The sequence below is a fragment of the Caballeronia pedi genome (assembly GCF_001544915.2).
Taxonomy (GTDB): Bacteria; Pseudomonadota; Gammaproteobacteria; order Burkholderiales; family Burkholderiaceae; genus Caballeronia; species Caballeronia pedi.
Map to the genome: position 1 here is coordinate 58,479 of NZ_FCOE02000004.1, position 20,255 is coordinate 78,733.

23 protein-coding genes are annotated in these 20,255 nt (G+C 63.4%); 10 read left to right on the forward strand and 13 right to left on the reverse strand.

The window, feature by feature from the left end:
* Positions 1 to 3 precede the first annotated feature (3 nt).
* The 6 genes from fliM to fliR all read left to right on the forward strand — a co-directional run bounded on the left by fliM (position 4) and on the right by fliR (position 3,964).
* On the forward strand, positions 4 to 1,002 hold the full coding sequence (gene fliM / locus AWB80_RS07400) for a flagellar motor switch protein FliM (RefSeq protein WP_061174010.1): 999 nt from the start codon (positions 4 to 6) through the stop codon (positions 1,000 to 1,002).
* Positions 995 to 1,426, forward strand: a complete 432-nt coding sequence (gene fliN / locus AWB80_RS07405; protein WP_061174011.1) for a flagellar motor switch protein FliN — start codon at positions 995 to 997, stop codon at positions 1,424 to 1,426. The genes fliM and fliN overlap by 8 nt, the downstream gene beginning before the upstream one ends.
* The gene (gene fliO / locus AWB80_RS07410) at positions 1,423 to 1,914 is read left to right on the forward strand and encodes a flagellar biosynthetic protein FliO (protein WP_061174012.1); all 492 of its coding nucleotides are present in this window, start codon (positions 1,423 to 1,425) and stop codon (positions 1,912 to 1,914) included. Before fliN ends, fliO begins: the two co-directional genes overlap by 4 nt.
* 185 nt (positions 1,915 to 2,099) lie before the next feature.
* Positions 2,100 to 2,870: a flagellar type III secretion system pore protein FliP gene (gene fliP / locus AWB80_RS07415; protein ID WP_061174013.1), complete on the forward strand. Its 771-nt coding sequence runs from the start codon at positions 2,100 to 2,102 to the stop codon at positions 2,868 to 2,870.
* 10 nt (positions 2,871 to 2,880) lie between these two features.
* Complete coding sequence (gene fliQ / locus AWB80_RS07420) at positions 2,881 to 3,150, forward strand: flagellar biosynthesis protein FliQ (RefSeq protein WP_008352562.1); 270 nt, start codon at positions 2,881 to 2,883, stop codon at positions 3,148 to 3,150.
* A gap of 22 nt (positions 3,151 to 3,172) precedes the next feature.
* Positions 3,173 to 3,964 (forward strand): flagellar biosynthetic protein FliR, encoded by a 792-nt coding sequence (gene fliR / locus AWB80_RS07425; protein ID WP_061174014.1) that lies wholly within the window; start codon positions 3,173 to 3,175, stop codon positions 3,962 to 3,964.
* A 4-nt stretch (positions 3,965 to 3,968) separates the two neighbouring features.
* Here fliR and AWB80_RS07430 read toward each other — a convergent pair whose 3' ends face one another.
* The 3 genes from AWB80_RS07430 to flgK form a co-directional block, all read right to left on the reverse strand.
* Complete coding sequence (locus AWB80_RS07430; RefSeq protein ID WP_061174015.1) at positions 3,969 to 4,862, reverse strand: LAPAL motif-containing putative phage structural protein; 894 nt, start codon at positions 4,860 to 4,862, stop codon at positions 3,969 to 3,971.
* Positions 4,863 to 5,158: 296 nt separating this feature from the next.
* Entirely contained in the window at positions 5,159 to 6,394 is a 1,236-nt protein-coding gene (gene flgL / locus AWB80_RS07435) for a flagellar hook-associated protein FlgL (protein ID WP_061174016.1), read from the reverse strand.
* Between the two features lie 11 nt (positions 6,395 to 6,405).
* Positions 6,406 to 8,349 (reverse strand): flagellar hook-associated protein FlgK, encoded by a 1,944-nt coding sequence (flgK, locus tag AWB80_RS07440; RefSeq protein WP_061174017.1) that lies wholly within the window; start codon positions 8,347 to 8,349, stop codon positions 6,406 to 6,408.
* 2 nt (positions 8,350 to 8,351) lie between these two features.
* Between flgK and AWB80_RS43875 the strand changes: the two genes are divergently transcribed.
* Positions 8,352 to 8,738, forward strand: coding sequence for a hypothetical protein (locus AWB80_RS43875; RefSeq protein ID WP_160147419.1), 387 nt, complete (start codon positions 8,352 to 8,354; stop codon positions 8,736 to 8,738).
* A gap of 475 nt (positions 8,739 to 9,213) precedes the next feature.
* On the opposite strand, the gene AWB80_RS07445 is transcribed toward AWB80_RS43875, so the two are convergent.
* The 10 genes from AWB80_RS07445 to flgB all read right to left on the reverse strand — a co-directional run bounded on the left by AWB80_RS07445 (position 9,214) and on the right by flgB (position 17,591).
* Positions 9,214 to 9,966 carry a flagellar brake protein gene (locus tag AWB80_RS07445; RefSeq protein WP_061174018.1) on the reverse strand — a complete coding sequence of 251 codons (753 nt, stop codon included), beginning with the start codon at positions 9,964 to 9,966 and terminating at the stop codon, positions 9,214 to 9,216.
* Positions 9,967 to 10,184: 218 nt separating this feature from the next.
* A complete protein-coding gene (flgJ, locus tag AWB80_RS07450; RefSeq protein ID WP_061174019.1) occupies positions 10,185 to 11,234 on the reverse strand; it encodes a flagellar assembly peptidoglycan hydrolase FlgJ in 1,050 nt (349 codons plus the stop codon).
* A 13-nt stretch (positions 11,235 to 11,247) separates the two neighbouring features.
* On the reverse strand, positions 11,248 to 12,375 hold the full coding sequence (locus tag AWB80_RS07455; RefSeq protein ID WP_061174020.1) for a flagellar basal body P-ring protein FlgI: 1,128 nt from the start codon (positions 12,373 to 12,375) through the stop codon (positions 11,248 to 11,250).
* 2 nt (positions 12,376 to 12,377) lie between these two features.
* The gene (locus tag AWB80_RS07460) at positions 12,378 to 13,061 is read right to left on the reverse strand and encodes a flagellar basal body L-ring protein FlgH (protein ID WP_061174021.1); all 684 of its coding nucleotides are present in this window, start codon (positions 13,059 to 13,061) and stop codon (positions 12,378 to 12,380) included.
* Between the two features lie 21 nt (positions 13,062 to 13,082).
* The gene (flgG, locus tag AWB80_RS07465; RefSeq protein WP_061174022.1) at positions 13,083 to 13,871 is read right to left on the reverse strand and encodes a flagellar basal-body rod protein FlgG; all 789 of its coding nucleotides are present in this window, start codon (positions 13,869 to 13,871) and stop codon (positions 13,083 to 13,085) included.
* Positions 13,872 to 13,902: 31 nt separating this feature from the next.
* Positions 13,903 to 14,655 (reverse strand): flagellar basal-body rod protein FlgF, encoded by a 753-nt coding sequence (gene flgF / locus AWB80_RS07470; protein ID WP_061174023.1) that lies wholly within the window; start codon positions 14,653 to 14,655, stop codon positions 13,903 to 13,905.
* Between the two features lie 32 nt (positions 14,656 to 14,687).
* Positions 14,688 to 15,905, reverse strand: a complete 1,218-nt coding sequence (flgE, locus tag AWB80_RS07475; RefSeq protein WP_061174024.1) for a flagellar hook protein FlgE — start codon at positions 15,903 to 15,905, stop codon at positions 14,688 to 14,690.
* 25 nt (positions 15,906 to 15,930) lie between these two features.
* The gene (locus tag AWB80_RS07480; RefSeq protein ID WP_061174025.1) at positions 15,931 to 16,653 is read right to left on the reverse strand and encodes a flagellar hook assembly protein FlgD; all 723 of its coding nucleotides are present in this window, start codon (positions 16,651 to 16,653) and stop codon (positions 15,931 to 15,933) included.
* A 23-nt stretch (positions 16,654 to 16,676) separates the two neighbouring features.
* Positions 16,677 to 17,102, reverse strand: a complete 426-nt coding sequence (gene flgC / locus AWB80_RS07485; protein WP_044041731.1) for a flagellar basal body rod protein FlgC — start codon at positions 17,100 to 17,102, stop codon at positions 16,677 to 16,679.
* A 9-nt stretch (positions 17,103 to 17,111) separates the two neighbouring features.
* Positions 17,112 to 17,591, reverse strand: a complete 480-nt coding sequence (gene flgB / locus AWB80_RS07490; RefSeq protein WP_061174026.1) for a flagellar basal body rod protein FlgB — start codon at positions 17,589 to 17,591, stop codon at positions 17,112 to 17,114.
* Positions 17,592 to 17,793: 202 nt separating this feature from the next.
* Between flgB and flgA the strand changes: the two genes are divergently transcribed.
* The 3 genes from flgA to AWB80_RS07505 all read left to right on the forward strand — a co-directional run bounded on the left by flgA (position 17,794) and on the right by AWB80_RS07505 (position 20,092).
* The gene (gene flgA, locus AWB80_RS07495) at positions 17,794 to 19,053 is read left to right on the forward strand and encodes a flagellar basal body P-ring formation chaperone FlgA (RefSeq protein ID WP_061174027.1); all 1,260 of its coding nucleotides are present in this window, start codon (positions 17,794 to 17,796) and stop codon (positions 19,051 to 19,053) included.
* Positions 19,054 to 19,231: 178 nt separating this feature from the next.
* Complete coding sequence (gene flgM / locus AWB80_RS07500) at positions 19,232 to 19,558, forward strand: flagellar biosynthesis anti-sigma factor FlgM (protein WP_061174306.1); 327 nt, start codon at positions 19,232 to 19,234, stop codon at positions 19,556 to 19,558.
* Between the two features lie 99 nt (positions 19,559 to 19,657).
* Complete coding sequence (locus tag AWB80_RS07505; protein ID WP_061174028.1) at positions 19,658 to 20,092, forward strand: flagella synthesis protein FlgN; 435 nt, start codon at positions 19,658 to 19,660, stop codon at positions 20,090 to 20,092.
* Positions 20,093 to 20,255 lie beyond the last annotated feature (163 nt).

The following is a 20,255-nucleotide window of genomic DNA, read 5'->3' on the forward strand; positions in this document are numbered from 1 at the left end:
CTCATGGGCCACGAAGAGTTCATGTCGCAGGAGGAGGTCGATGCCCTCCTCAAAGGCGTCACCGGCGAAATCGATCAGGAAACTGACGAGAAAAAACCCGTCGGCGTACGTCCCTACAACATCGCGACGCAGGAACGCATCGTCCGCGGCCGGATGCCCGGCCTCGAAATCATCAACGACCGCTTCGCGCGTCTCATGCGCGTGGGCATCTTCAACTTCATGCGGCGCTCGGCGGAAATCTCCGTCGGCCCGGTGAAGGTGCAGAAGTACAGCGAATTCACGCGCAACCTGCCGATCCCGACCAATCTCAACCTGGTCCATGTGAAGCCTCTGCGCGGCACGTCGCTGTTCGTGTTCGATCCGAACCTCGTGTTCTTCGTGGTCGACAACCTGTTCGGCGGCGACGGGCGCTTTCACACGCGCGTCGAAGGCCGCGAGTTCACGCAAACCGAGCAACGCATCATCAGCAAGCTGCTCAATCTCGTGTTCGAGCACTACGCCACGTCGTGGCGCAGCGTGAAGCCGCTGCAGTTCGAATACATGCGCTCGGAGATGCACACGCAGTTCGCCAACGTGGCGACGCCGAACGAGATCGTCATCGTGACGCAGTTCACGATCGAATTCGGTTCGACGGGCGGCACGCTGCACATCTGCATGCCGTACTCGATGATCGAGCCGATCCGCGACGTGCTCTCCTCGCCGATCCAGGGCGAAGCGCTCGAAGTGGACCGCCGCTGGGTGCGCGTGCTGTCGCAGCAGGTGCAGTCCGCCGAAGTGGAACTGACGGTGGATCTCGCCGAGATCCGCTCGTCGTTCGAACAGATTCTCAACATGCGCGCGGGCGACGTGCTGCCGATCGATGTTCCGGAGCACGTCGTCGCGAAAGTGGATGGCGTGCCGGTCATGGAATGCGGCTACGGAATTTTCAATGGTCAATACGCGCTGCGCGTGCAGAAGATGATCAGCGCGAGCGATACGATGAAGGAAGGTGGATATGAGTGATCTGATGCAGAACGACGCACCCGGCGCGCCGGAAAAAGGCGAAGAGCTTTTGCTGGACGACTGGGCGAGCGCGCTCGCCGAACAGAACGGCAACGACACGCCAGTTGCAGCAAGCGCAGGCGTGTTCCAGCCGCTGTCGAAGGCCGCGGCGCCGTCGACGCGCAACGACATCGACATGATTCTCGACATCCCCGTGCAGATGACGGTGGAGCTCGGGCGCACGAAGATCGCGATCCGCAATCTGCTGCAACTCGCGCAGGGCTCGGTCGTGGAGCTCGACGGCCTCGCCGGCGAGCCGATGGACGTGCTCGTGAACGGCTGTCTCATCGCGCAGGGCGAAGTGGTCGTCGTGAACGACAAGTTCGGCATTCGCCTGACCGACATCATCACGCCGTCCGAACGTATCCGGAAGTTGAATCGATGAAACGCTTTGCCGCCTTGTTGTCCGCAGCGCCGCTTCTTGCGCGCGCCGCCGACATGAATGCCGTGAACCACGCCGCGCAGATTGCCTCGGGCGTCGGCGCGGGCACCGCGGTGCCGTCGCTCGGTTTCGGCGCGGTGCTGCAGACGCTCGTCGGGCTGGTCGTCGTGATCGGCTTCGTGTTCGGCTGCGCGTGGCTCGCGCGCAAGTTCGGCTATCAGGGCGGCAAGCGCAGCGGTCTCGTGAAGGTGGTGGGCGGCGCATCGCTCGGCAACAAGGAGCGCGTCGCTGTCATCGAAGTGGGCGATACGTGGCTCGTGCTCGGCGCCGGTCCCGGCAATGTGCGTCTCTTGCACACGATGCCCGCAGGATCGGCCGAAGTGGAAGGCATCGCGGCGCCGGCGCCGTCGTCGGCTGGCAGCTTCGGCGCGCGCTTTCGCGACGCCCTGGCCGGCGAAGCGAACAAGCGGCTCCAGAAGTTCGTCAAGTAAGTTCGTTCCGTTTGACCGATACATCGGGCGTGGTCCGCAAGGATCGAACGCCCGATGTGCGTTTACGGCGAACGTTTCGCAATAGAACGAGTTAGCCCGGGTTTTCCCCTCTGTTCGCGTCATCGTTCGCGACCGGGATCGACAACAATTCAGCCTATCGAAAGTGTTCGTCGGCGGGAGCAAGCATGCAGGTCAGTCGTAACATCGCGCGTGGTGTGAAGATCGCGCTGCCAGTCATCATCGGGTTGACGCCGTATCTCGCGTTCGCGCAGAGCACGGCGGGCTTGCCGGCATTCAACACGAGCCCCGGCCCCAACGGCGGCACCACGTATTCGCTCAGCGTGCAGACGATGCTGCTGCTGACGATGCTCTCGTTCCTCCCCGCGATGGTCCTGATGATGACGAGCTTCACGCGCATCATCATCGTGCTGTCGCTGTTGCGCCAGGCGCTCGGCACGACGAGCACGCCGCCGAATCAGGTGCTCGTCGGCCTCGCGCTGTTCCTCTCGTTCTTCGTGATGTCGCCGGTGCTCGATCGCGCATACAACGACGCGTACAAGCCCTTCTCCGAAGGCCAGATCGCGATGGACCAGGCGATGACGCGCGGCGTCGCGCCGTTCAAGCAGTTCATGCTGAAGCAGACGCGCGAAACCGATCTCGCGCTGTTCGCGCGCATTTCGAAGGCCCCGCCGATGAACGGCCCCGAGGACGTGCCGCTGTCGCTGCTCGTGCCGTCGTTCGTCACGAGCGAGCTGAAGACGGGTTTTCAGATCGGCTTCACGATCTTCATTCCGTTTCTCATCATCGACATGGTGGTGGCGAGCGTGCTGATGTCGATGGGCATGATGATGGTGTCGCCCACGACCATCGCGCTGCCGTTCAAGCTGATGCTGTTCGTGCTCGTCGATGGCTGGCAGTTGCTGATCGGCTCGCTGGCGCAAAGTTTCGTATCCTGAGGAGACGCGCATGACACCCGAATCCGTCATGACCATGGCGCATCAGGCGATGTACGTCGCCTTGTTGCTCGCTGCGCCGCTGTTGCTGGTCGCGCTCGTCGTCGGTCTGGTCGTGAGCCTGTTTCAGGCGGCCACGCAGATCAACGAGTCGACGCTGTCGTTCATCCCGAAGCTGATCGCGGTGGCGGTGACGCTCGTGATCGCGGGTCCGTGGATGCTGTCGACATTGCTCGACTACATGCGCCACGTCTTCACGATCACGCCCGCGATCACGGGCTGAGTCACGGGCTGAGATTCGTTCGATGTTCTCCGTCACCTACGCGCAACTGAACGGCTGGCTCACGGCGTTTCTGTGGCCGTTCGTGCGCATCCTCGCGCTGATCGCGACCGCGCCCGTGCTGAGTCACATGGCGATTCCGATGCGCGTGAAGATCGCGCTCGCCGCGTTCATCGCGCTGATCGTCGCGCCGACGCTTCCCGCCATGCCTCAGGCGACGGTGTTTTCCGCAGCGGGCGTGTGGATCATCGTGAATCAGTTTCTGATCGGCGCGGCTATCGGGATGGTGATGCAGATCGCGTTCGCCGCTGTCGATGCGGCCGGCGAGTTCATCGGCCAGCAAATGGGTCTCGGTTTCGCGATGCTTTACGATCCGCGCGCGGGTGGCAATGCGGTGGTCGTGTCGCGCTATCTGAACACGCTGGCGATGCTCGCGTTTCTCGTCTTCGATGGTCATCTGCAGCTTGTCAGCGCGCTTGTCGGCACGTTTCAGAGCGTGCCGATCGAGGCGAATGTGGTCGCGACGGCATCGCATGCGCAGGGATGGCGCGTGCTGGTGGGGTATGGTGGCAGTGTTTTTTCGACCGGATTGTTGCTCGCGTTGCCGATCGTGGCGGCGCTGCTGACCGCGAATCTCGCGCTCGGCATTCTCAATCGCGCCGCGCCGCAGATCGGGATTTTTCAGGTCGGCTTTCCGGTGACGATGCTCGTCGGGCTGCTCTTGCTGCAGTTGATGGTGCCGAATCTGATGCCGTTTTTTCAGCGGATCTTCGATGTGGGGATCGCGCAGGTGGGGCGGGTGGCGGGGGCGCTTTGAATCGCTAGAGAAGCGTCTGCTGCAAAGGCGCGCGATGTTCGTGCACCTTGACGATTCGGTATTCGGTCTTTAATGTGCCCGCCTCGATTGTCTGCATCTGGCGAAGGTCCACCACCAGAACGTCGCCCTTTCCGAAGCGTTCGCCGTCATTCACGTTGGCCAGGAACGCTTCGTCGTCGATTGCTGCGAAGAACGGATACTGGCCGTCGTGAACGCGCCATTTGTTTCCGTCCTTGAAAACGACGGATTCAACGAGCACGACCTTCCTTGCAACGGAGTCCGATACGACTTCACCACTGTCATTGTTGATTGTGGCAAATGACGCAAGCTCATGGTCTTCGATGATAAGTTCCACTTGCTCGCCGCGCACGATACCGAAGTTCGAGATGCCCTCACGTTCGAGCGGCGACAAGGTCTTGCTCAGACTGGAGCGCACGACCGTATTGCGCCAGAGACGCACGACACCCGCCTCGACCTCGACGGATTCGGTCTCCGTGATCCACACGTGCGACACTTCGCCGATCTGATCGATGCGATGCGGTCGGCGTCCGCGCAGCTTGCGCTGCAGTCCGACTACACCCCCACCTCCAATGAGCCCGAGGATGGTGAGGATCGTATACGCATTGGAGATTGCCGAAGCGCTGGACCCGGCAAAGATATCCCGGATCTGTGCCAGCAGTTGCTGTACGAAGATGAGATCGAGTTCGAATGACCCAGCCTTGAAGCTGCCCTTGACCTCGACGCGGACATCGGCGGAATCGCCATTCAGTTCCTTGTTCGCTGCCGTGAACAAGTCGGCGATGGCCACGAGCGAGGGCGCAAGATCGCGCACGTCCATTCGATGTTCCGCGAGTGCGGGACCGTCATAGACGACGTTGAAGCGCTCATGATTGCTCATGTCGTTGTGATGCTCGGAATTCTGAAAGTTGCTGCCCCGCGCCGGAGCAAGTCGACCCGATGTTACCACGCAGCCTCCCTGGATCGCGGGCCATCGCGGCACCGCGAAACACACGATAGCGTTGCCCGAAAAGGCGACGACTGCGCAACAGCGACGAGCCTCAACGATATGCAGATTCCTCGATGCCGCGTGACGACATCATGTCCGACTGCGCGCAGCGGGGATACTCGAAATATCCCATTTCGCATGCGCGCCTTGTACGTTTAGCCAAACCAGAGCGGCTAAAAGAAGCCCCATCAATTCCCGATGTAATCAAACAACGACATCTTCTGAATCTGCGAAAACGCCATCTGCGCCGCCTGCAACGAGTTCTGCGTCAGCTCATACTGGCTGATCGAAGAAACCAGATCGATGCTCGTCAGATTCGCGATATCGCTCGCCGTCTGCGTCTGGCTGGTCTGCATCGCGGTCTGCGTCGACTGCACTTCCTGCTCGCGTCCGCCCACCACCGTCTGCGCCGACAGCACGTTGTTGAAGGTGTTGTTGACCTTCGTGCCCGCCGTCGTCAGCGCGTTGGTCAAGGTGGCTTGCGCAGCCGGCGTCCCCGTCGGTTGCTTGAGCGCGCTCACGATGCTGTCGAGCGTTGCGAAAATATCGTTGTTGTCCGTCGCTGCGGGCTGCACGGTGAAGGTGTCGCCATCCGCGGGCGTACCTTCGATCGTCACCTTCTGGCCGCCGAGCGTGATGTCGCTCTTGCTCGTGTATGGAACGTTGGTCGGCAGCGTGTTGTCCACCGGGTTCGAATTGATCGAGTAAGTCGTCGAGCCGTCCGTCTGCGAGACCGAGAACGTGATCGTGTACTTGCTCGCGTTGCCGGCGTTGCTCGTGTCGCTCACGCTCACCGGACTGATCGTCGCCGTGCCCGCGTTCGACGCGCCCGCGCTCGACACCGGATCGCTTTCCATAGGCGACACGCTCTGGAAGATCGATACGCCCGTATCGCCTACCGAAATCGAGCGCCCTTCGCTGATCTGCACCGCGCGCTGGCCGAAGTCGCCGGAGTAGTTCGCGCCGACGCCCGAAGGATCGTTCGAGAACGGCGCCGTGCCGCCCTTCAGACCCGAGAAGATGTAGTTGCCGTCGCTGTCCGTCGTGTTCGCGAGGCTGAAGAGCTGATCGCGCAGACCCTGGATCGAGTTGGCGACCGACGTGCGGTCCGCGTCGGTGAGCGAGCCGTCGCCCGCATGCACGATCTGCGTCTGGATGCTCTGCAGCACGCTGCTCACGTTGCCCAGCGTCGAGTCTTCCTGCTGCAGCGAAGAAAGCGCCGTCGTCTGGTTCGTGCTGTACTGCGCGAGCGCGCCGCTCTTCAACGTGAGCTGCACTGCCTGCGCCGCGCCGAGCGGATCGTCGGACGCAGTGAGAATGCGCTTGCCCGACGAGATCTGCTGATACATCGATGCGAGCGTGCTTTGCTGGTCGCTCATCGAAGCGACGTTCAGATTGAAGTACTGGGAACTGGAAATACGCATCGCGTTTAACCTCAGTTGAACATGCCGAGCAGCGACTGGAACAGCGTCGCGGCGGTCTGAATCACCTTGCTGTTCGCTTGATAAAGCTGCTGATACTGAATCAGGTTGGCGGCTTCTTCGTTCAGGTTCACGCCCTGCACCGATTGCTGCGCCGACGTCGCCTGCGTGAGCAGCGCGGTCTGCGCCGAACTCGTCGCCTTGAGTTGATTGGTCGTGTTGCCGATCGTGTTGATGTAGCCCGCGTACGAGCTCGTCAGCGTGTCGGTGCCGCCGTTGAGCGACTTCGCCGACACCAGGTTCGCCATCGCGAGCGCGTTGCTGCCGTCGCTCGTGCCGCCCTTGTTCTGCGCGATCTTGAAAGCGTCGTTGTCCTTCGGCGTGCCGCTGATGGTCGCGGAAACGCCGTTCGCCGAGACCGTCACGCCCTTCGACGCATCGTAGGGAATCGTCTGGCCGACGGCGTAACTGGTCCCGTTGACGGTCACCGCCACGTCCGACGTGAAGCCGTTCGCCGCCGCGCTGTATTTCAGGTTGATGTCCGACGACATCGCGTTTTGCGTCACCGTCGCCGACGAAATCGACGCCGTGCCAGTGTTCGTGCTGCCCGCCGACGTCACCGCAGGCGATGCCGCCGCGATCGCCGCGCCGTTGCTCGTCGTGAGCTTGAAGTTGTCGAGCGCGCCGCGCGTCGGCTGGATCGTGAACGAGTCGCCCTTTTGCACGCCGGTCAGCGAAGACACATCGATGTTCAGGCCGTTGATCGTCTTCTGCGTCTCCGTTGCCGGATCGATGGTGCCGAGCTGCTGGCCCGACGCCGGGTCCGTCACGGTGTACTTGCTGCCGTCGTAGGTGACGGTGAAATCGTTGGCGGGCGGTTGCGTGCCATCGGCGATGGTCGCTGTCGGCAAGCCGGTGCCCTTGTTGCGCGCGTTGGCGATGACGTTCGGATCGCTGGTCGCGAACAGTGCGCCGCCGGGCTGGCCGTTCAGATCGAGGCCGAGCGCGTTCTGACCGTTCAACTGGCTGGCGAAGCTCGTCGCGATCGCGCCGAGTTGCGCCTGCGCCGGATCGAGCGTCTGCGTGCGAAAGTCGATGAGCCCGCCGACCACGCCGCCCGTGAGCGCCGAGTTGTCCAGGTATTGCGTGTTCGCGGCCGTTTGCGTCGAGCCGTCGCGGCTCTGGAACGCGACGGTGAGCTCACTCGGATCGGACGCGGAGGGCACTGCTTGCAGCCCGTATTGCGTATTGCCGACGACGAGCGGCTGCCCGTTGCCGATGAACACGTTGTAGTTGCCGTCCTGCTGCACGACCTGCACGCCGATCATCGAACTCAGGTTCGTGACGAGCTGATCGCGTTGATCGAGCAACTGGTTCGGCTGCTGGCCGCCCGCGCTGGCGATGTTGATCTGCTTGTTGAGATCGGCGATCTGTTGCGAGTAGCTGTTGATCTGCGAGACCGCGCTCGTGAGTTGCGTGTTGACGCTCTGGCGCAACTGGTCGTATTGCTCGCCGGCCGAGTTGATCTGATCCGCGAGCGTTTGCGCGTTGCTCATCAGCGACTGGCGCGCGGCGGTGCTGCTCGCGGAGTTCGCCACCGACTGCAGGCCGGAGAAGTAATTCGTGATGCCTTGCGCAATGCCTTTGGTCGGATCGCCGACGAGGTTGTTCAGTTGCGAGATCAGCGAGTAATACGTGCTGGCCGCGCTGCTGGACGATTGCGTGTTGTTCACCTGCGTCGTCAGGTACTGGCTGTACTGGCGCGTGACGGTGACCGCCTGGACGCCATTGCCGAGATAACCCGAGCCGGTGAATTGCCCCGACGCTTCCTGATACGAGACCTTCTCGAGCGTATAGCCCGGCGTCGCGGCGTTGCTGATGTTCTGCCCTGTCGTCGTCAGACCCCACTGGGCCGCGTTCAGACCGGAAAGACCAATGCTGAAGATGTTATTGGACATGCATGAATCCTGGTGAGGCGGCGTTGATATGGCGCTGCCGCATGGCTGATTTGTATATCGGCCGATTGCCGGGGAAATTGAGTGGGGCCGCGCTCTGCGTTTGCGGGTTTCGTGAGGGCGGTTCTTTGCGATGGGGCCATTATCGGAGCGAGGGCGCAATGGCTATTGCGCGAAGAGCGTGGGGTTTTGGGGTTAATTCGCTGGTTTTGTTTTTTGCTCTTTGCTCTTGCTTCGATTTCGCCGGATCCCGTGATCGTGTCGGTTTATTAGCGTTGCCCCTGTGCGGGGCGGCACCTACTTTCTTTGCTGCTGCAAAGAAAGTAGGCAAAGAAAGCAGCTTTCCCCATCCGGAACGCCTCACACCGGCCGCGGCACAGGCGAACGGCTAGGGCACAGCAGTAGCGAGTGCCCTCATAGGCCAAGCCCGGCGTGGACCGCGCACGGTCTGACGAGCTAGAAATCCAGGCGCACTGGTTCAGCACGAAATAGCTTCGGCACAGCGCTGCGCGCTGCCGTCGGGTATGCAAGGGAAACCAACGAGAAAAGAGAAACGCAGAAGCACACGTAGACCCGATTGACCCATCGGCCGCGAAGCGGGCCGGAGCCATTTCGTGCTGAACCAGTCGCGCGCGCGGTGCGATGTGGCAGACCGTGCGCGGTCCAAGACCGATTAGGCCTATGAGGGCACTCGCTACTGCTGTGCCAAGATCGATCGCCTGTGCCGCGGCCGGTGTGAAGCGTTCCGGCTGGGGATAGCTGCTTTCTTTGGTTACTTTCTTTGCAGCAGCAAAGAAAGTGACTGCCGCCCCGCACAGGGGCAACGCCAATAAACCGACACGCTCACGGGATCCGGCGAAAACAAACTCACTTAGCCAGCGAACGCCGCTTCATCTCCAACTGCGTAATCAACCGCTGCAGGGTATTCTCCGCCGACCCCGGCATCGAAACAAACTTGAACCCAATCGTATACCGCCGATCCCCCTTGGCCGTCATCGACTCCCGATGAGAAACCAGCTTCATATCCAGCGTAACCCTGCCATTAGCGCTGAAATGCAGCTCGGCATCCTGAATCACGATGCCCATTTCCAGATCCGCGACGCGCTCATCCGTCGTACGCAACGCGACGCCGCCAAGCGATAGATCATGCACCTCGAAGCGAAACCGCTCGCCATCCGGCAACGAACCCGTGCAGATGTAAGGATCCAGCACCGGCGCCTCGACGCGGAAATACTCGCGCCGCTGCATGTAATACAGCACCGGCGGAAACTCCGCCTCGAATGCCGGGCGCCCGTCGAACACGGTCTCGCTCGGGGGCGGCGTCGTGAACTCGACGCGCACGCCGTCCGGCGCCGCGCTGAACACGAGCTTCTGCGACGCGAGCACGCCGCGGTTCTGCTCCGCCACGCCGCCCCAGTCGAACGTGAATCGATGCGCCGTCACATCGACGTCGAGCAAACGCGTAACGATTTGCCCGTCGCCGTATTGCGCTGTCAGAAAGTCTCCGCGATTGGCGAGATTGCGTAGCGCCACGCCGATCTCCAGCGGATTGCGCCGCCCGAAATCCACGACCGGCGCAATATCCTCGTCGGCAACGTCATGCTTTTGATAGGTGTTCATGGTGCTAGCCGTGTTCATTGTGCTCGCGCCGCCCGGTCCCGGGCGTCGCGCGTCGACCGAACCTCAATCGGTCCGGCACTTCGATTATTCAGGTTAGCGGCATACCTCTTCAAAAGTTTAGGGTCGCCCGGCGATAAATGTATGTGGTGCGCCGTCCCGACGAACGTAAAACGTTTGCCACCGCTTTTGATCCGAACATTCGCGCTTCCCGTCCTGCGTCAGACGATCTGGCGCATGATCGAAATCAGCTTCTTCGCGTATTGCGGATCGGTCGCGTAGCCGGCCTTCTGCATGCCGTGCGCGAAGCCCGCGACATCGCGCGAAGCCTGAATCACCGGCGCATAGCGCGGATTGTTCTTGATCACGCTCGCGTAGTCGGTGAGCGCTTCTTCGTACGAATCGTAGGCGCGGAAGCGCTCCACGACCTTCTGCGGCCGGCCGTTCACGTATTCGGTCGTGACCGAATCGACGGTCTTGCCGGTCCAGTTGCTGGTCGCCTTGATGCCGAAGATATTGTGGCTCGTCGCGCCGTTCGCGCTCTTGATCTCGCGCTTGCCCCAGCCCGATTCGAGCGCCGCCTGGCCGATGATGAAGCGCGCCGGAATGCCCGTCGCCGCGCTCGCGGCCTGCGCCGGCACGGCCAGGCGGTCGACGAACGCGTTCACCTTGTCCGAACCGTTGCCGCGCGCGGGCGGTTCGAGCGAGTCCGCCGCCGTGTAACCCTTGCCTGCCAGCGACGCGCTGCTCTTGCTGGCCTGGGCCGCCGCGTAAGCCTTCGCCATCGCGTTCATCGCGGCGAGATTGCCCGCGTTCGCTTCGAGATCGCCGCTGCCGCCCGACATGCCGCCGAGCGCCTGCATCGCGTTCATCGCATTGGCGCCGCTCGTGCCGCTCGCGTCGGTCTTGCCGCCCGCGTTGCGCATGAGCTGCTTCAACATCATGTCCGCCACGCCGATGCCCTTCGACGACATCTGCTGCGAAAGCTGCTGATCGAGCATCGACGTGAACGACTTCGTATCGTTCGATTCGAACGGGCTGTCCGAAGGCGTCGCGTCACGCATGCTCTTGAGCATCATTTGCGTGAAGACCGCGTCGAACTGTTTCGCGGCCTGCTTCAGTCCCTGCTGCGGGTCCGCGCTGGCCTGCGCGCGCAATGCATCGAAGCCCTGCGTGTCGAGTGCGAAACGGTTCGACAGGTTCGACAAGCCGCTCGTCGTATCGGTCGATGCCAGCGCGGTGCTGGCGATGCCGCTCGTGTTCGAGTTCATGAGCTTTCGTTCCTTAGATGATTTCGAGGTCTGCGCGCAGCGCGCCCGCGGCCTTCATCGACTGAAGAATCGAGATGAGATCCGCCGGCGTCGCGCCGAGCGCGTTGAGCGCCTTCACGACATCCGCGAGATTCGCGCCGGCGTTGAGCATCTTGAGCGCGCCGCTGTCCTGCTTCAGTTGAATCGACGATTCCTTCGCGGCAACCGTCTGGCCATTCGAGAACGCGCCCGGCTGGCTCACCGCCGTCTTCGTGTTGATCACGACCGACAGATTGCCGTGCGCAACCGCGCAGTTCTGCAGCGTGACCATCTGGTTCATCACGATGGAGCCGGTGCGCGCGTTCAGGATCACCTTCGCGGCGGCCTGCGCCGGACGCACGTCGATGTTCTGCAGTTGCGCCATGAACGACACCTGCTCGCTCGCATCCTGCGGCGCGCGCAGTTGAATCGTGCGGCCGTCGAGCGCGAGCGCCGTGCCCATGCCGAACTGGTTGTTCACCGCCGCGACGATCCGTTGCGTGGTGTCGAAATCCATCTCGCGCAGTTCCATCTGCATGACGCCGCCCTGCTGCTGCAACGCCGACGGCACCGCGCGCTCGACGATCGCGCCCGCCGAAATGCGACCGACGGCGAGCTGGTTCACCTGCACCTTGCTGCCGTTCGCGCTCGCACCCGCGCCGCCGACGACGAGGTTGCCCTGCGCCATCGCGTACACCTGACCGTCGGCGCCCTTCAGCGGCGACATCAGTAGCGTGCCGCCGCGCAGGCTCTTCGCGTTGCCGAGCGACGAAACCGTCACGTCGATCGCCTCGCCGGGGCGCGCGAACGGCGGCAGTGTCGCGGTCACCATCACGGCGGCCACGTTCTTCAACTGCATGTTCTGCGTCGTCGCGGAATTCACCGTGATGCCGAGGTTGCCGAGCATGTTGGTGAGCGATTGCGTGGTGAACGGCGTCTGCATCGTCTGGTCGCCGGTGCCGTCGAGACCGACGACGAGTCCGTAACCGATCAGCGGATTGTCACGCACGCCCTGGAACGAGACGAGGTCTTTCAGGCGCTCGGCGTGTGCGGGCGGTGCGGTATGGAGCGCGACGAGCGCCGCTGCGAGCGAGAACGAAACGAAACGAAGAAGCGGATTCATGATCAGAACGGCGCGACGTTGAGGAAGAAGCGCTGCAGCCAGCCCATGTTCTGCGCTTCGTCGATGTAACCCTTCGCCGAATATTCGATTTTCGCGTCGGCGATTTGCGTGGAGAACACGGTGTTGGTGCCCGAAATGGTCGTCGGATTGACGACGCCTGAAAAGCGCACGAACTCGTTGCCCTGGTTGATGAGCATCTGCTTTTCGCCGCTCACCATCAGGTTGCCGTTGGGCAGCACGTCCGTGACGGTGACGGTGAGCGTGCCGCTGAACGTGTTGGCCGCGCTCGCGCCGCCCGCCGCGGTGAACTTGTTCGCGCCGGTGGCCGACAGGTTCGTGTTGTTGAAGAGTCCGCCGAAGAGACCCGGCGTCGTCGGCACGGAGAACGAGCCGTTGCCGGCGCGGTTGGTGTTCGCCGCCGACGACTTCGTCGCGTTGACGTTTTCCGAAATCACGATGGTCAGGATGTCGCCGACGTTGCGCGGACGCTGGTCTTCGAACAGCGGCCGGCCCGCGTAGCCCGCGTTGTAGATCGCGCCGGGCGAACGCGTGCCGACGGGCGGCTGCGGCGGACGCGCGGTCATCGGCTGCTGGACGATCGGCTCTTTCGGCACGAGGCCGCACGCGCCGAGCGCTGCAATGAGCGCGGCGATCGTGGCACGCGAGAGGATTTGAGTAGGCGACATCTTCGTGACTCGTTTGAAGCGTTAAACCTGCATCTGCGAGAGCGTCTGCAGCATCTGGTCGGACGTGGTCACGGCCTTGCTGTTGATCTCGTAGGCGCGCTGGGTCTGGATCATGTTGACCAGTTCCTGCACCACGTTCACGTTCGACGCTTCCACATAGCCCTGCTGCAGCGAACCCGCGCCGTTCAGACCCGGCTGCGACACGTTCGGCGCGCCGGAGCTGCCCGTCTCGGAGAACAGGTTTTCGCCGCGCGCTTCGAGGCCGGCCGGGTTGATGAAGGTCGCGAGCTGGATCGCGCCGACCGTCGTGCTGTTCGTGCTGCCCGACTGCACCATCGACACCGTGCCGTCCGAGCCGATGGTGATCGAGGTCGCGTTCTGCGGAATCGTGATCGCCGGGTTCAGCTGATAGCCGCTCGACGTGACGAGCTGGCCCTGCGCGTTGGTCTGGAACGAGCCGTCGCGCGTGTAGGCGGTCGTGCCGTCGGGCATCGTCACCTGGAAAAAGCCCTGGCCGTTGATCGCGACGTCTTTCGAGTTGCCGGTCTGCTGCAGGTTGCCCTGCGTATAGAGGCGCTCGGTCGCGACCTGTTGCACGCCGGTGCCGAGCTGCACGCCCGACGCGAGTTCGGTCTGTTGCGTCGAGTTCGCGCCCGGCTGGCGCGTGGTCTGATACAGCAGATCTTCGAACACCGCGCGCGAGCCCTTGAAGCCGTTCGTGCTCACGTTGGCGAGGTTGTTCGAGATCGTGTCCATCTGCGCCTGCTGCGCATTCATGCCGGTCGCGGCGATGTAGAGAGAGCGATTCATGTCTGTTTCCTGAGTGTCTTGTCTTCGCCGCTTAGCTGAAGTTCAGCAACTTGTTGGCCGATTGTTCGTTCTGGTCCGCCGATTCCATCAGCTTGGTCTGCATCTGGAACTGGCGCGCGTTGGTGATCATCGAGACCATCGCGGAGACCGGGTTCACGTTGCTGCCCTCGAGCGCGCCGCCGGCCACGACGACGTTCGGGTCCGCATCGGCGGGGTCTCCGGTCGCGGTGCGGAAGAGACCGTCGTCGCCGCGCGTGAGCGTCGCCGGATCGGGATTCACGAGCTTGAGCTGATCCACCACCGCGATCGCCGTCGGCGGGTCGCCCGGAATCAGCGCGGAGATCGTGCCGTCCTTTCCGATCGTCACTTCCGCGCCCGGCGGGATCGACAGCGGACCGCCGCCGCCCAGCACCGGCAGGTTGTTCGCCGTGACGAGCTGGCCGTTCTGATCCACATGCAGATTGCCCGCGCGCGTGTACGCCTCGCTGCCGTCCGCTGCCTGCACGGTCAGCCAGCCGGGGCCCTGAACCGCCACATCGAGCGGATTGCCGGTCTGTTGCACCGGGCCCGCCGAGTAGTCCGCGTTCGGCGTCGACGACAGCACGAAAGTGCGCGTCGTGCCATCGGCGGACTGGTTCTCGAACGACATCGGCACCTGGCGGAACGCCGCGAGCTGCGCCTTGAAACCCGTGGTCGACGTGTTCGCGAGGTTGTTCGCCACGACGGCTTGCTGCTCGAGAGCCTGGCTTGCGCCGGTCATCGCGGTGTAGATCAGACGGTCCATGAATCGCTTCCTTCCTTGCGTGCGGCCGATGCTTACAGATTGATCAGCGTCTGGTCGACGGTCTGCTGCGTCTTGATCGTCTGCGCGTTCGCCTGATAGTTGCGCTGCGCGGTGATCAGGTTCACGAGCTCGCTCGTCAGATCGACGTTGGAGTTTTCCACCGCGCCGCCCTGCAGCGTGCCGTGGTTGGTCGAACCCGGCACGGAGACTTGCGCCGCGCCCGAAGCTGCGGTCTGCGCGTACACGTTGCCGCCCAGGTTCTGCAGGCCGTTCTGGTTATTGAAGTTCGCAATCGCGATCTGGCCGAGCGCCTTCGTTTCGCCGTTCGAGTAGTTGCCCGTCAGCATGCCGTCGCTGCCGACCGTGAAGCCCGTCAGCTCGCCCGTGCTGTTGCCGTCCTGATGCAGGTTCGTGAGGCCGCTCTTCGCGCCGTACTGCGTGGTGCCGGAAAGATCGAGCGTCAGCGATTGAGTCGCGCCCGCCGTCGCGCTCGCGCCGTCCGGAATCGTGAACGTGAAGGTCTTGCCCGAGGTCAGGTTGCCCGACGAATCGAACGTGACCGGGCCGAGATCCGTCTTGCTCGTGACCGGATCGCCGTAGCCCGCGAACGCTTCCCACGAGTTGGTGCCGGACTTCGTAAAGTACACCGACACTTTCTGCGTGCCGCCGAGCGAGTCGTAGGCATCGACGGAGGTCGACGCGTTGTACGTGTTGCCGTTGGTCGGATCGAAGTCCGCGGCCGCCTTCACGCTGTCCTGCGAGTTCAGGTTGAATGCGGCGGTGATCGTCTTGGTCGCCGTCGGCGCGATGTTCGCGGTCGGCACCGTGAGCGGCACCGTGCTCGCGCTGTTGACCACGCCGCTCGAATCCGCCGCGTAGCCCATCAACTGCAGGCCCGACGAGTTGACGATCTTGCCGGTGTCGTCGAGATGGAACACGCCGTTGCGCGAATATACGACCGAGCCGTTGTTCGACAACTGATAGAAGCCGTTGCCGTTGATCGCGACGTCGAGCGCCTGATTGGTCGTGGTGATCGTGCCTTGCGAGAACTGCTGCTGCACTTCGGACAGACGCGTGCCGATGCCGATCTGGTTGCTGACGGCCGTGGCCATCGAGTTCGCGTACATGTCGGCGAACTGCGCCGCGCCCTGCTTGAAGCCGACGGTGTTCGCGTTCGCGATGTTGTTGCCGATCACGTCGAGGTCGCTCGATGCAGCGCCCAGACCGCTCAGTGCTTGTTGGTAACTCATGTTCTGTATCTCCGTGAATGCGGAATCAAAGAATCGAAGCGACGCTCGTCAGCGCAACCGTCGAACCGTTCGCGAGCTTCAGACCCGGCGCGCCGCCCGTCATCTGCACGACGCTCTGGACCTGCGAAGCCGACAGCGTCGTCGCCGTCGCCTGCTGGCCGTTGATCGTGCCTTGCGCGGTGATCGTGTAGCTGCCGTCGGCGAGCGTGGCGCCCTTCGAATCGACCGGCTTCCAGCCCGTCACCGGCACGACGCCCGCGCCTTGCGCGCCGAGATCGAGCGTGTTGACGATCTGGCCCGACGAGTTCTTCACGACGATCTGCAGGTCGCTCACATCGTTGGCGAGCTGCACGCCGAAGCTCGACGACGCGCCGCTCGACACCGTCATGCTGTTTCCTGCCGCGAGCACGTTCGAGCCGATCAGCAGCGCGGCCTGCGTCTGCTGGCCTGCGGAAAGCTGCGTCGCGAGCGACGACAGCGACGTGTTCAACTGGCCGATGCCCGTCACCGTGTTGATCTGCGCGAGCTGCGAGGTCATTTGCGAGCTGTCTGCGGGATTGGTCGGGTCCTGATTCTTCAGCTGCGTCACGAGCAGCGTGAGGAAAGTGTTCTGCAGATCCGACGCCGATTGCGCGCCGGTCGCCGAGGTCGACGTCGTCGACGAACTCGACGACGTGCCGTTCATGGTGTCGAGCAGCGTCTTCGACACGTTGGTGCCGTTGCTGCCGATGGTTGTGCTGGTCGTCACGTTGTGTTCCTTGAATGTCTGAATCAGGTTCCGATGGTCAGGGTCTTGAGCATCAATTGCTTGGCGGTATTGAGCGTTTCGACGTTCGCCTGATAGGAACGCGACGCGGAAATCATGTTGACCATCTCCTGCACCGGATCGACGTTGGGCAACGTCACGTAGCCGTCCGCGTTCGCCGCCGGGTTGCTCGGGTCGTAGCTGGTTTTCATCGGAGTCGGATCGTCGATCACGCCGGTCACCTGCACGCCGCCGACCTGCTGGCCCGACGCGGTGCGCGCGCCGCCGAGCGGATCGACCGCGAACACGACCTGCTTCGCCTTGTACGGCTGGCCGTCCGGGCCGGTCGTGCTGTCCGCGTTCGCGAGATTCGACGCGGTGACGTTCAGGCGCTGCGCCTGGGCGGACATCGCCGAACCGGCGACGTTGAAGATGTTCATCAAAGAGGGCATCGCTATTCCTTAACTGTTCGACGTGATCGCCGAGAGCATCGACTTGATCTGCGAGCTCAGCACCGTCATGCCCGCCTCGAAGTGCAGCGCGTTGTCCGCGAACTGCACGCGCTCGGCGTCGAGGTCGACCGTGTTGCCGTCGAGCGACGGCTGGCTCGGCACGCGATAGGCGAGCTTGCCGTAGTCGTCGCTCGAACCGCCCGACGCGGCGAGCTTCGACGTGCCGCTCATGTGGCCCTTCGCCGTCGCGGCCATTCCGCCGCTCGTGCTCACGCTGACGGGCTGCGCCATCTTCAGCGTCGAATTGTTCGAGGCGCCGCCGCTCTGCTTGAGCGCGCCCGACAGCGCGGTCGAGAAATCGACGTCGCGCGCCTTGTAGCCGGGCGTATCGGCGTTGGCGATGTTCGACGACAGCAATTCCTGCCGATACGCGCGCACGTCGAGCGCCTCACGGCCAAAAGCGAATTCCTTGTCGAGTCTGTCTAGCATTGCGGTTTCTCCTGTCGGCAGCGCCGAGGCCTTTTTGCATGACACGAATCTTAGGAGCGGCGCGCAATAACTAATCCGACGAATAACCGGGAAACGGGGCCTCTATTCGGCGCTTGCCCGCGCCAGCCGATATCTAGAATTCGTTTCGTCAGTAGTCGCCGCGTGTTTTGCGGCCCGTTCGAATCAGGTATGGAGAAAGTCGATGAGCAGGTCCGCCAGGCGTGCATCGAACCCTACGGCTCGCGCCGCAGCGACGTTCGCGCGCCGCACGCTGTGTGGCCTGCTGTTCTCGGGCGTCGCGGCGAGCGCGTTTGCGCAGCAGAGCGACGGCCCGATCGTCATTCCGGGCAACGCGGAAACCAATCCCGCCGCCGCAGCCGATATGGCGAAGAGTCTGAATGCGTCGGTGTCGCGCGCGCCGGCTCCGGTCGCGGCGCTGCCTGCGCCTGACAGCGCGCGTCCGAGCGGCTATCGCCAGGCGACGAAAGCCGCCGACGCCGCCATGCGCAATGCCGCGCTCGCGCTCGAAGCCCGCGCCGATGCCGCCGACGATTCCATGAACGATGCGAGCGGCATGATCGTCATTCCGGGAGCGGGCGAGGCGAAAGCCGCTGCTCCCGCGCCTGTGCTCCAGAAAGCGTCGGCCGTGTCCGCTTCGCGCGACGTGATGCCCGTCGTCGTGACGCGGGATGACGGCGCGCCCGTTCGCAACACGAATACGAGACCCGTGGCGGCAAGCCCGGCGGCGCCCGTCGCCGGCGCTGCATCGCCGATGAGACGCGTGAGCTTCAATCCGTCTGCCGCTCCCGTCGCCGCCGCGTTGCCGCAAGCGCCCGCGACGATGCAGGACGGCGAATCGATCCGCGTCGCCGCGCTCAATTTTCTCCAGCAACAGGCCGCGGGTCTGCCGGGCAAGGTCGACATCACCGTCACGCCGGTTTTCCCGCGCGGCCTCGCCGCCTGCTCGTCGCTCGATCCGTTCATGCCCACCGGCGCGCGGCTCTGGGGCCGCATGACGGTGGGCGTGCGCTGCGTCGGCGAGCGTCCGTGGACGCTCTATGTACAGGCGCGCGTGTCGATCAACGCCACGTACTATCTGGCCGCGCGCGCCATCGCGCCCGGCGAGGTGCTGAGCAACGCCGATCTGGTCGCCCGCGACGGCGATCTCACCGCGATGCCGCAAGCCATCGTCACCGACCCGGCGCAGGCCGTCGGCGCGGTCGCGCTGTCGCGCGTGCCCGCAGGACTCCCGCTGCGCACCGACATGCTGCGCGCGGCAAGCTCGGTGGCGATCGGCCAGAACGTGCATGTGGTCGCCGGCGGCTCCGGCTTTTCGATTTCCGCCGACGGCACCGCGATGAACAACGCCGCGCCCGGCCAACAGGTTCGTGTAAAAACCGCCGGTGGCCAGATCATCACCGGCATCGTGAAGGACAGTCAGACGGTGGAAATCGCGCTGTAACGGGCGAAGTGTTCGGTCCCCCACGTTTGTTTCATTTTGTTGCAAATGCGCTCGATGCCCGCCAGATAAGGCTCTCAGGGCGATAAGCGCGGCGAACGGCAGTTGGCGGTCCCCGGCAGGGTAAAGTTTTCAAGCACCCTCGCCGATAAAAGACTCAACACGTTCGGGAATGGACATCGTGAAAATCGAAACGAATAGCAACACCACGCTGGCGGGCCTTCAGGACAACCTGCAACGCGCGTCGCAAAACGACGCGAAGGGCGCCACGGGCGCCGCGCAAGAGTCGGGCGCGAGCCCGGCGAAGAACTCGACGGTGAGCTTGTCATCGTTGTCGAGCGACTTGCGCGCATCGAACAGTTCGGACATCGACACGGCGAAAGTCGAGTCGATCAAGGCTGCGATCCGCGACGGCAGTCTGAAGATGGATACGAGCAAGATCGCCGACGGCATTTTGAGCACCGCCCGCGATCTGCTGCAAACGAGAACCCCGCCGACCGGCGGCTGAACGCAGTGACCCGGCCGCGCCTTTGACAAAGAGGCGCGCGGCGGCGAGCGGCGTTCGTGACACCGGCGGCTTTTGTGAAACCGCTTTTCGAGCGATGCAATGAGAGACGCCCTGCTTGCCACCGTCACCGAAGAAGTCGCCGCTGTACAGGCCTTCGAATCCCTCCTCGCCGATGAGGAAAAAGCGCTGATCGCGGCGCAGCCGCTGCCGGTGCTGCCCGAGATCATCGCGAACAAGACCGCGCTCACCGAGCGCATCGCCGCGCTCGAAAAAGCGCGCGACGAGCAGTTGAACGCGCTCGGTTTCCCTGCCGGCTTCGTCGGCATGGAGGCCGCCGCCGCGGACGACAGCCAGATCGCCGAGCAATGGGCGTTGCTCACTGCCGCGGCCCGCCGCGCGAAGCAGGGCAACAATAACAATGGCGTGCTGATCCGCACACGCATGGAGTACAACCGCAAAGCGCTCGCCGCCTTGCAGGTCGCGCCGTCCAAAGCCGGTTTCTACGGCCCGGATGGCCGCGTGCCGGGCGGCTGATCGTCCGACGCGCACTACTCATCGAACGGCGCGTGCTTCCTGCGAGGCACGCGCCGCTTTCGTTTCCCGCGCTTTCATCTACCGAATAACCCCCTTTTCCCCAGCCTTATCCGTCGATGGCCGCTCGACGCCATCCGCAATAATCGTTTTCATCAAAAAGCGG

Bases quoted from the DNA above. Each gene is read 5' to 3' on its own strand.
- fliM (WP_061174010.1), top strand. From the start codon at position 4: ATGGGCCACGAAGAGTTCATGTCGCAGGAGGAGGTCGATGCCCTCCTC.
- fliN (WP_061174011.1), top strand. From the start codon at position 995: ATGAGTGATCTGATGCAGAACGACGCACCCGGCGCGCCGGAAAAAGGC.
- fliO (WP_061174012.1), top strand. From the start codon at position 1,423: ATGAAACGCTTTGCCGCCTTGTTGTCCGCAGCGCCGCTTCTTGCGCGC.
- fliP (WP_061174013.1), top strand. From the start codon at position 2,100: ATGCAGGTCAGTCGTAACATCGCGCGTGGTGTGAAGATCGCGCTGCCA.
- fliQ (WP_008352562.1), top strand. From the start codon at position 2,881: ATGACACCCGAATCCGTCATGACCATGGCGCATCAGGCGATGTACGTC.
- fliR (WP_061174014.1), top strand. From the start codon at position 3,173: ATGTTCTCCGTCACCTACGCGCAACTGAACGGCTGGCTCACGGCGTTT.
- AWB80_RS07430 (WP_061174015.1), bottom strand. From the start codon at position 4,862: ATGAGCAATCATGAGCGCTTCAACGTCGTCTATGACGGTCCCGCACTC.
- flgL (WP_061174016.1), bottom strand. From the start codon at position 6,394: ATGCGTATTTCCAGTTCCCAGTACTTCAATCTGAACGTCGCTTCGATG.
- flgK (WP_061174017.1), bottom strand. From the start codon at position 8,349: ATGTCCAATAACATCTTCAGCATTGGTCTTTCCGGTCTGAACGCGGCC.
- AWB80_RS43875 (WP_160147419.1), top strand. From the start codon at position 8,352: ATGAATCCTGGTGAGGCGGCGTTGATATGGCGCTGCCGCATGGCTGAT.
- AWB80_RS07445 (WP_061174018.1), bottom strand. From the start codon at position 9,966: ATGAACACCTATCAAAAGCATGACGTTGCCGACGAGGATATTGCGCCG.
- flgJ (WP_061174019.1), bottom strand. From the start codon at position 11,234: ATGAACTCGAACACGAGCGGCATCGCCAGCACCGCGCTGGCATCGACC.
- AWB80_RS07455 (WP_061174020.1), bottom strand. From the start codon at position 12,375: ATGAATCCGCTTCTTCGTTTCGTTTCGTTCTCGCTCGCAGCGGCGCTC.
- AWB80_RS07460 (WP_061174021.1), bottom strand. From the start codon at position 13,061: ATGTCGCCTACTCAAATCCTCTCGCGTGCCACGATCGCCGCGCTCATT.
- flgG (WP_061174022.1), bottom strand. From the start codon at position 13,871: ATGAATCGCTCTCTCTACATCGCCGCGACCGGCATGAATGCGCAGCAG.
- flgF (WP_061174023.1), bottom strand. From the start codon at position 14,655: ATGGACCGTCTGATCTACACCGCGATGACCGGCGCAAGCCAGGCTCTC.
- flgE (WP_061174024.1), bottom strand. From the start codon at position 15,905: ATGAGTTACCAACAAGCACTGAGCGGTCTGGGCGCTGCATCGAGCGAC.
- flgC (WP_044041731.1), bottom strand. From the start codon at position 17,102: ATGCCCTCTTTGATGAACATCTTCAACGTCGCCGGTTCGGCGATGTCC.
- flgB (WP_061174026.1), bottom strand. From the start codon at position 17,591: ATGCTAGACAGACTCGACAAGGAATTCGCTTTTGGCCGTGAGGCGCTC.
- flgA (WP_061174027.1), top strand. From the start codon at position 17,794: ATGAGCAGGTCCGCCAGGCGTGCATCGAACCCTACGGCTCGCGCCGCA.
- AWB80_RS07505 (WP_061174028.1), top strand. From the start codon at position 19,658: ATGAGAGACGCCCTGCTTGCCACCGTCACCGAAGAAGTCGCCGCTGTA.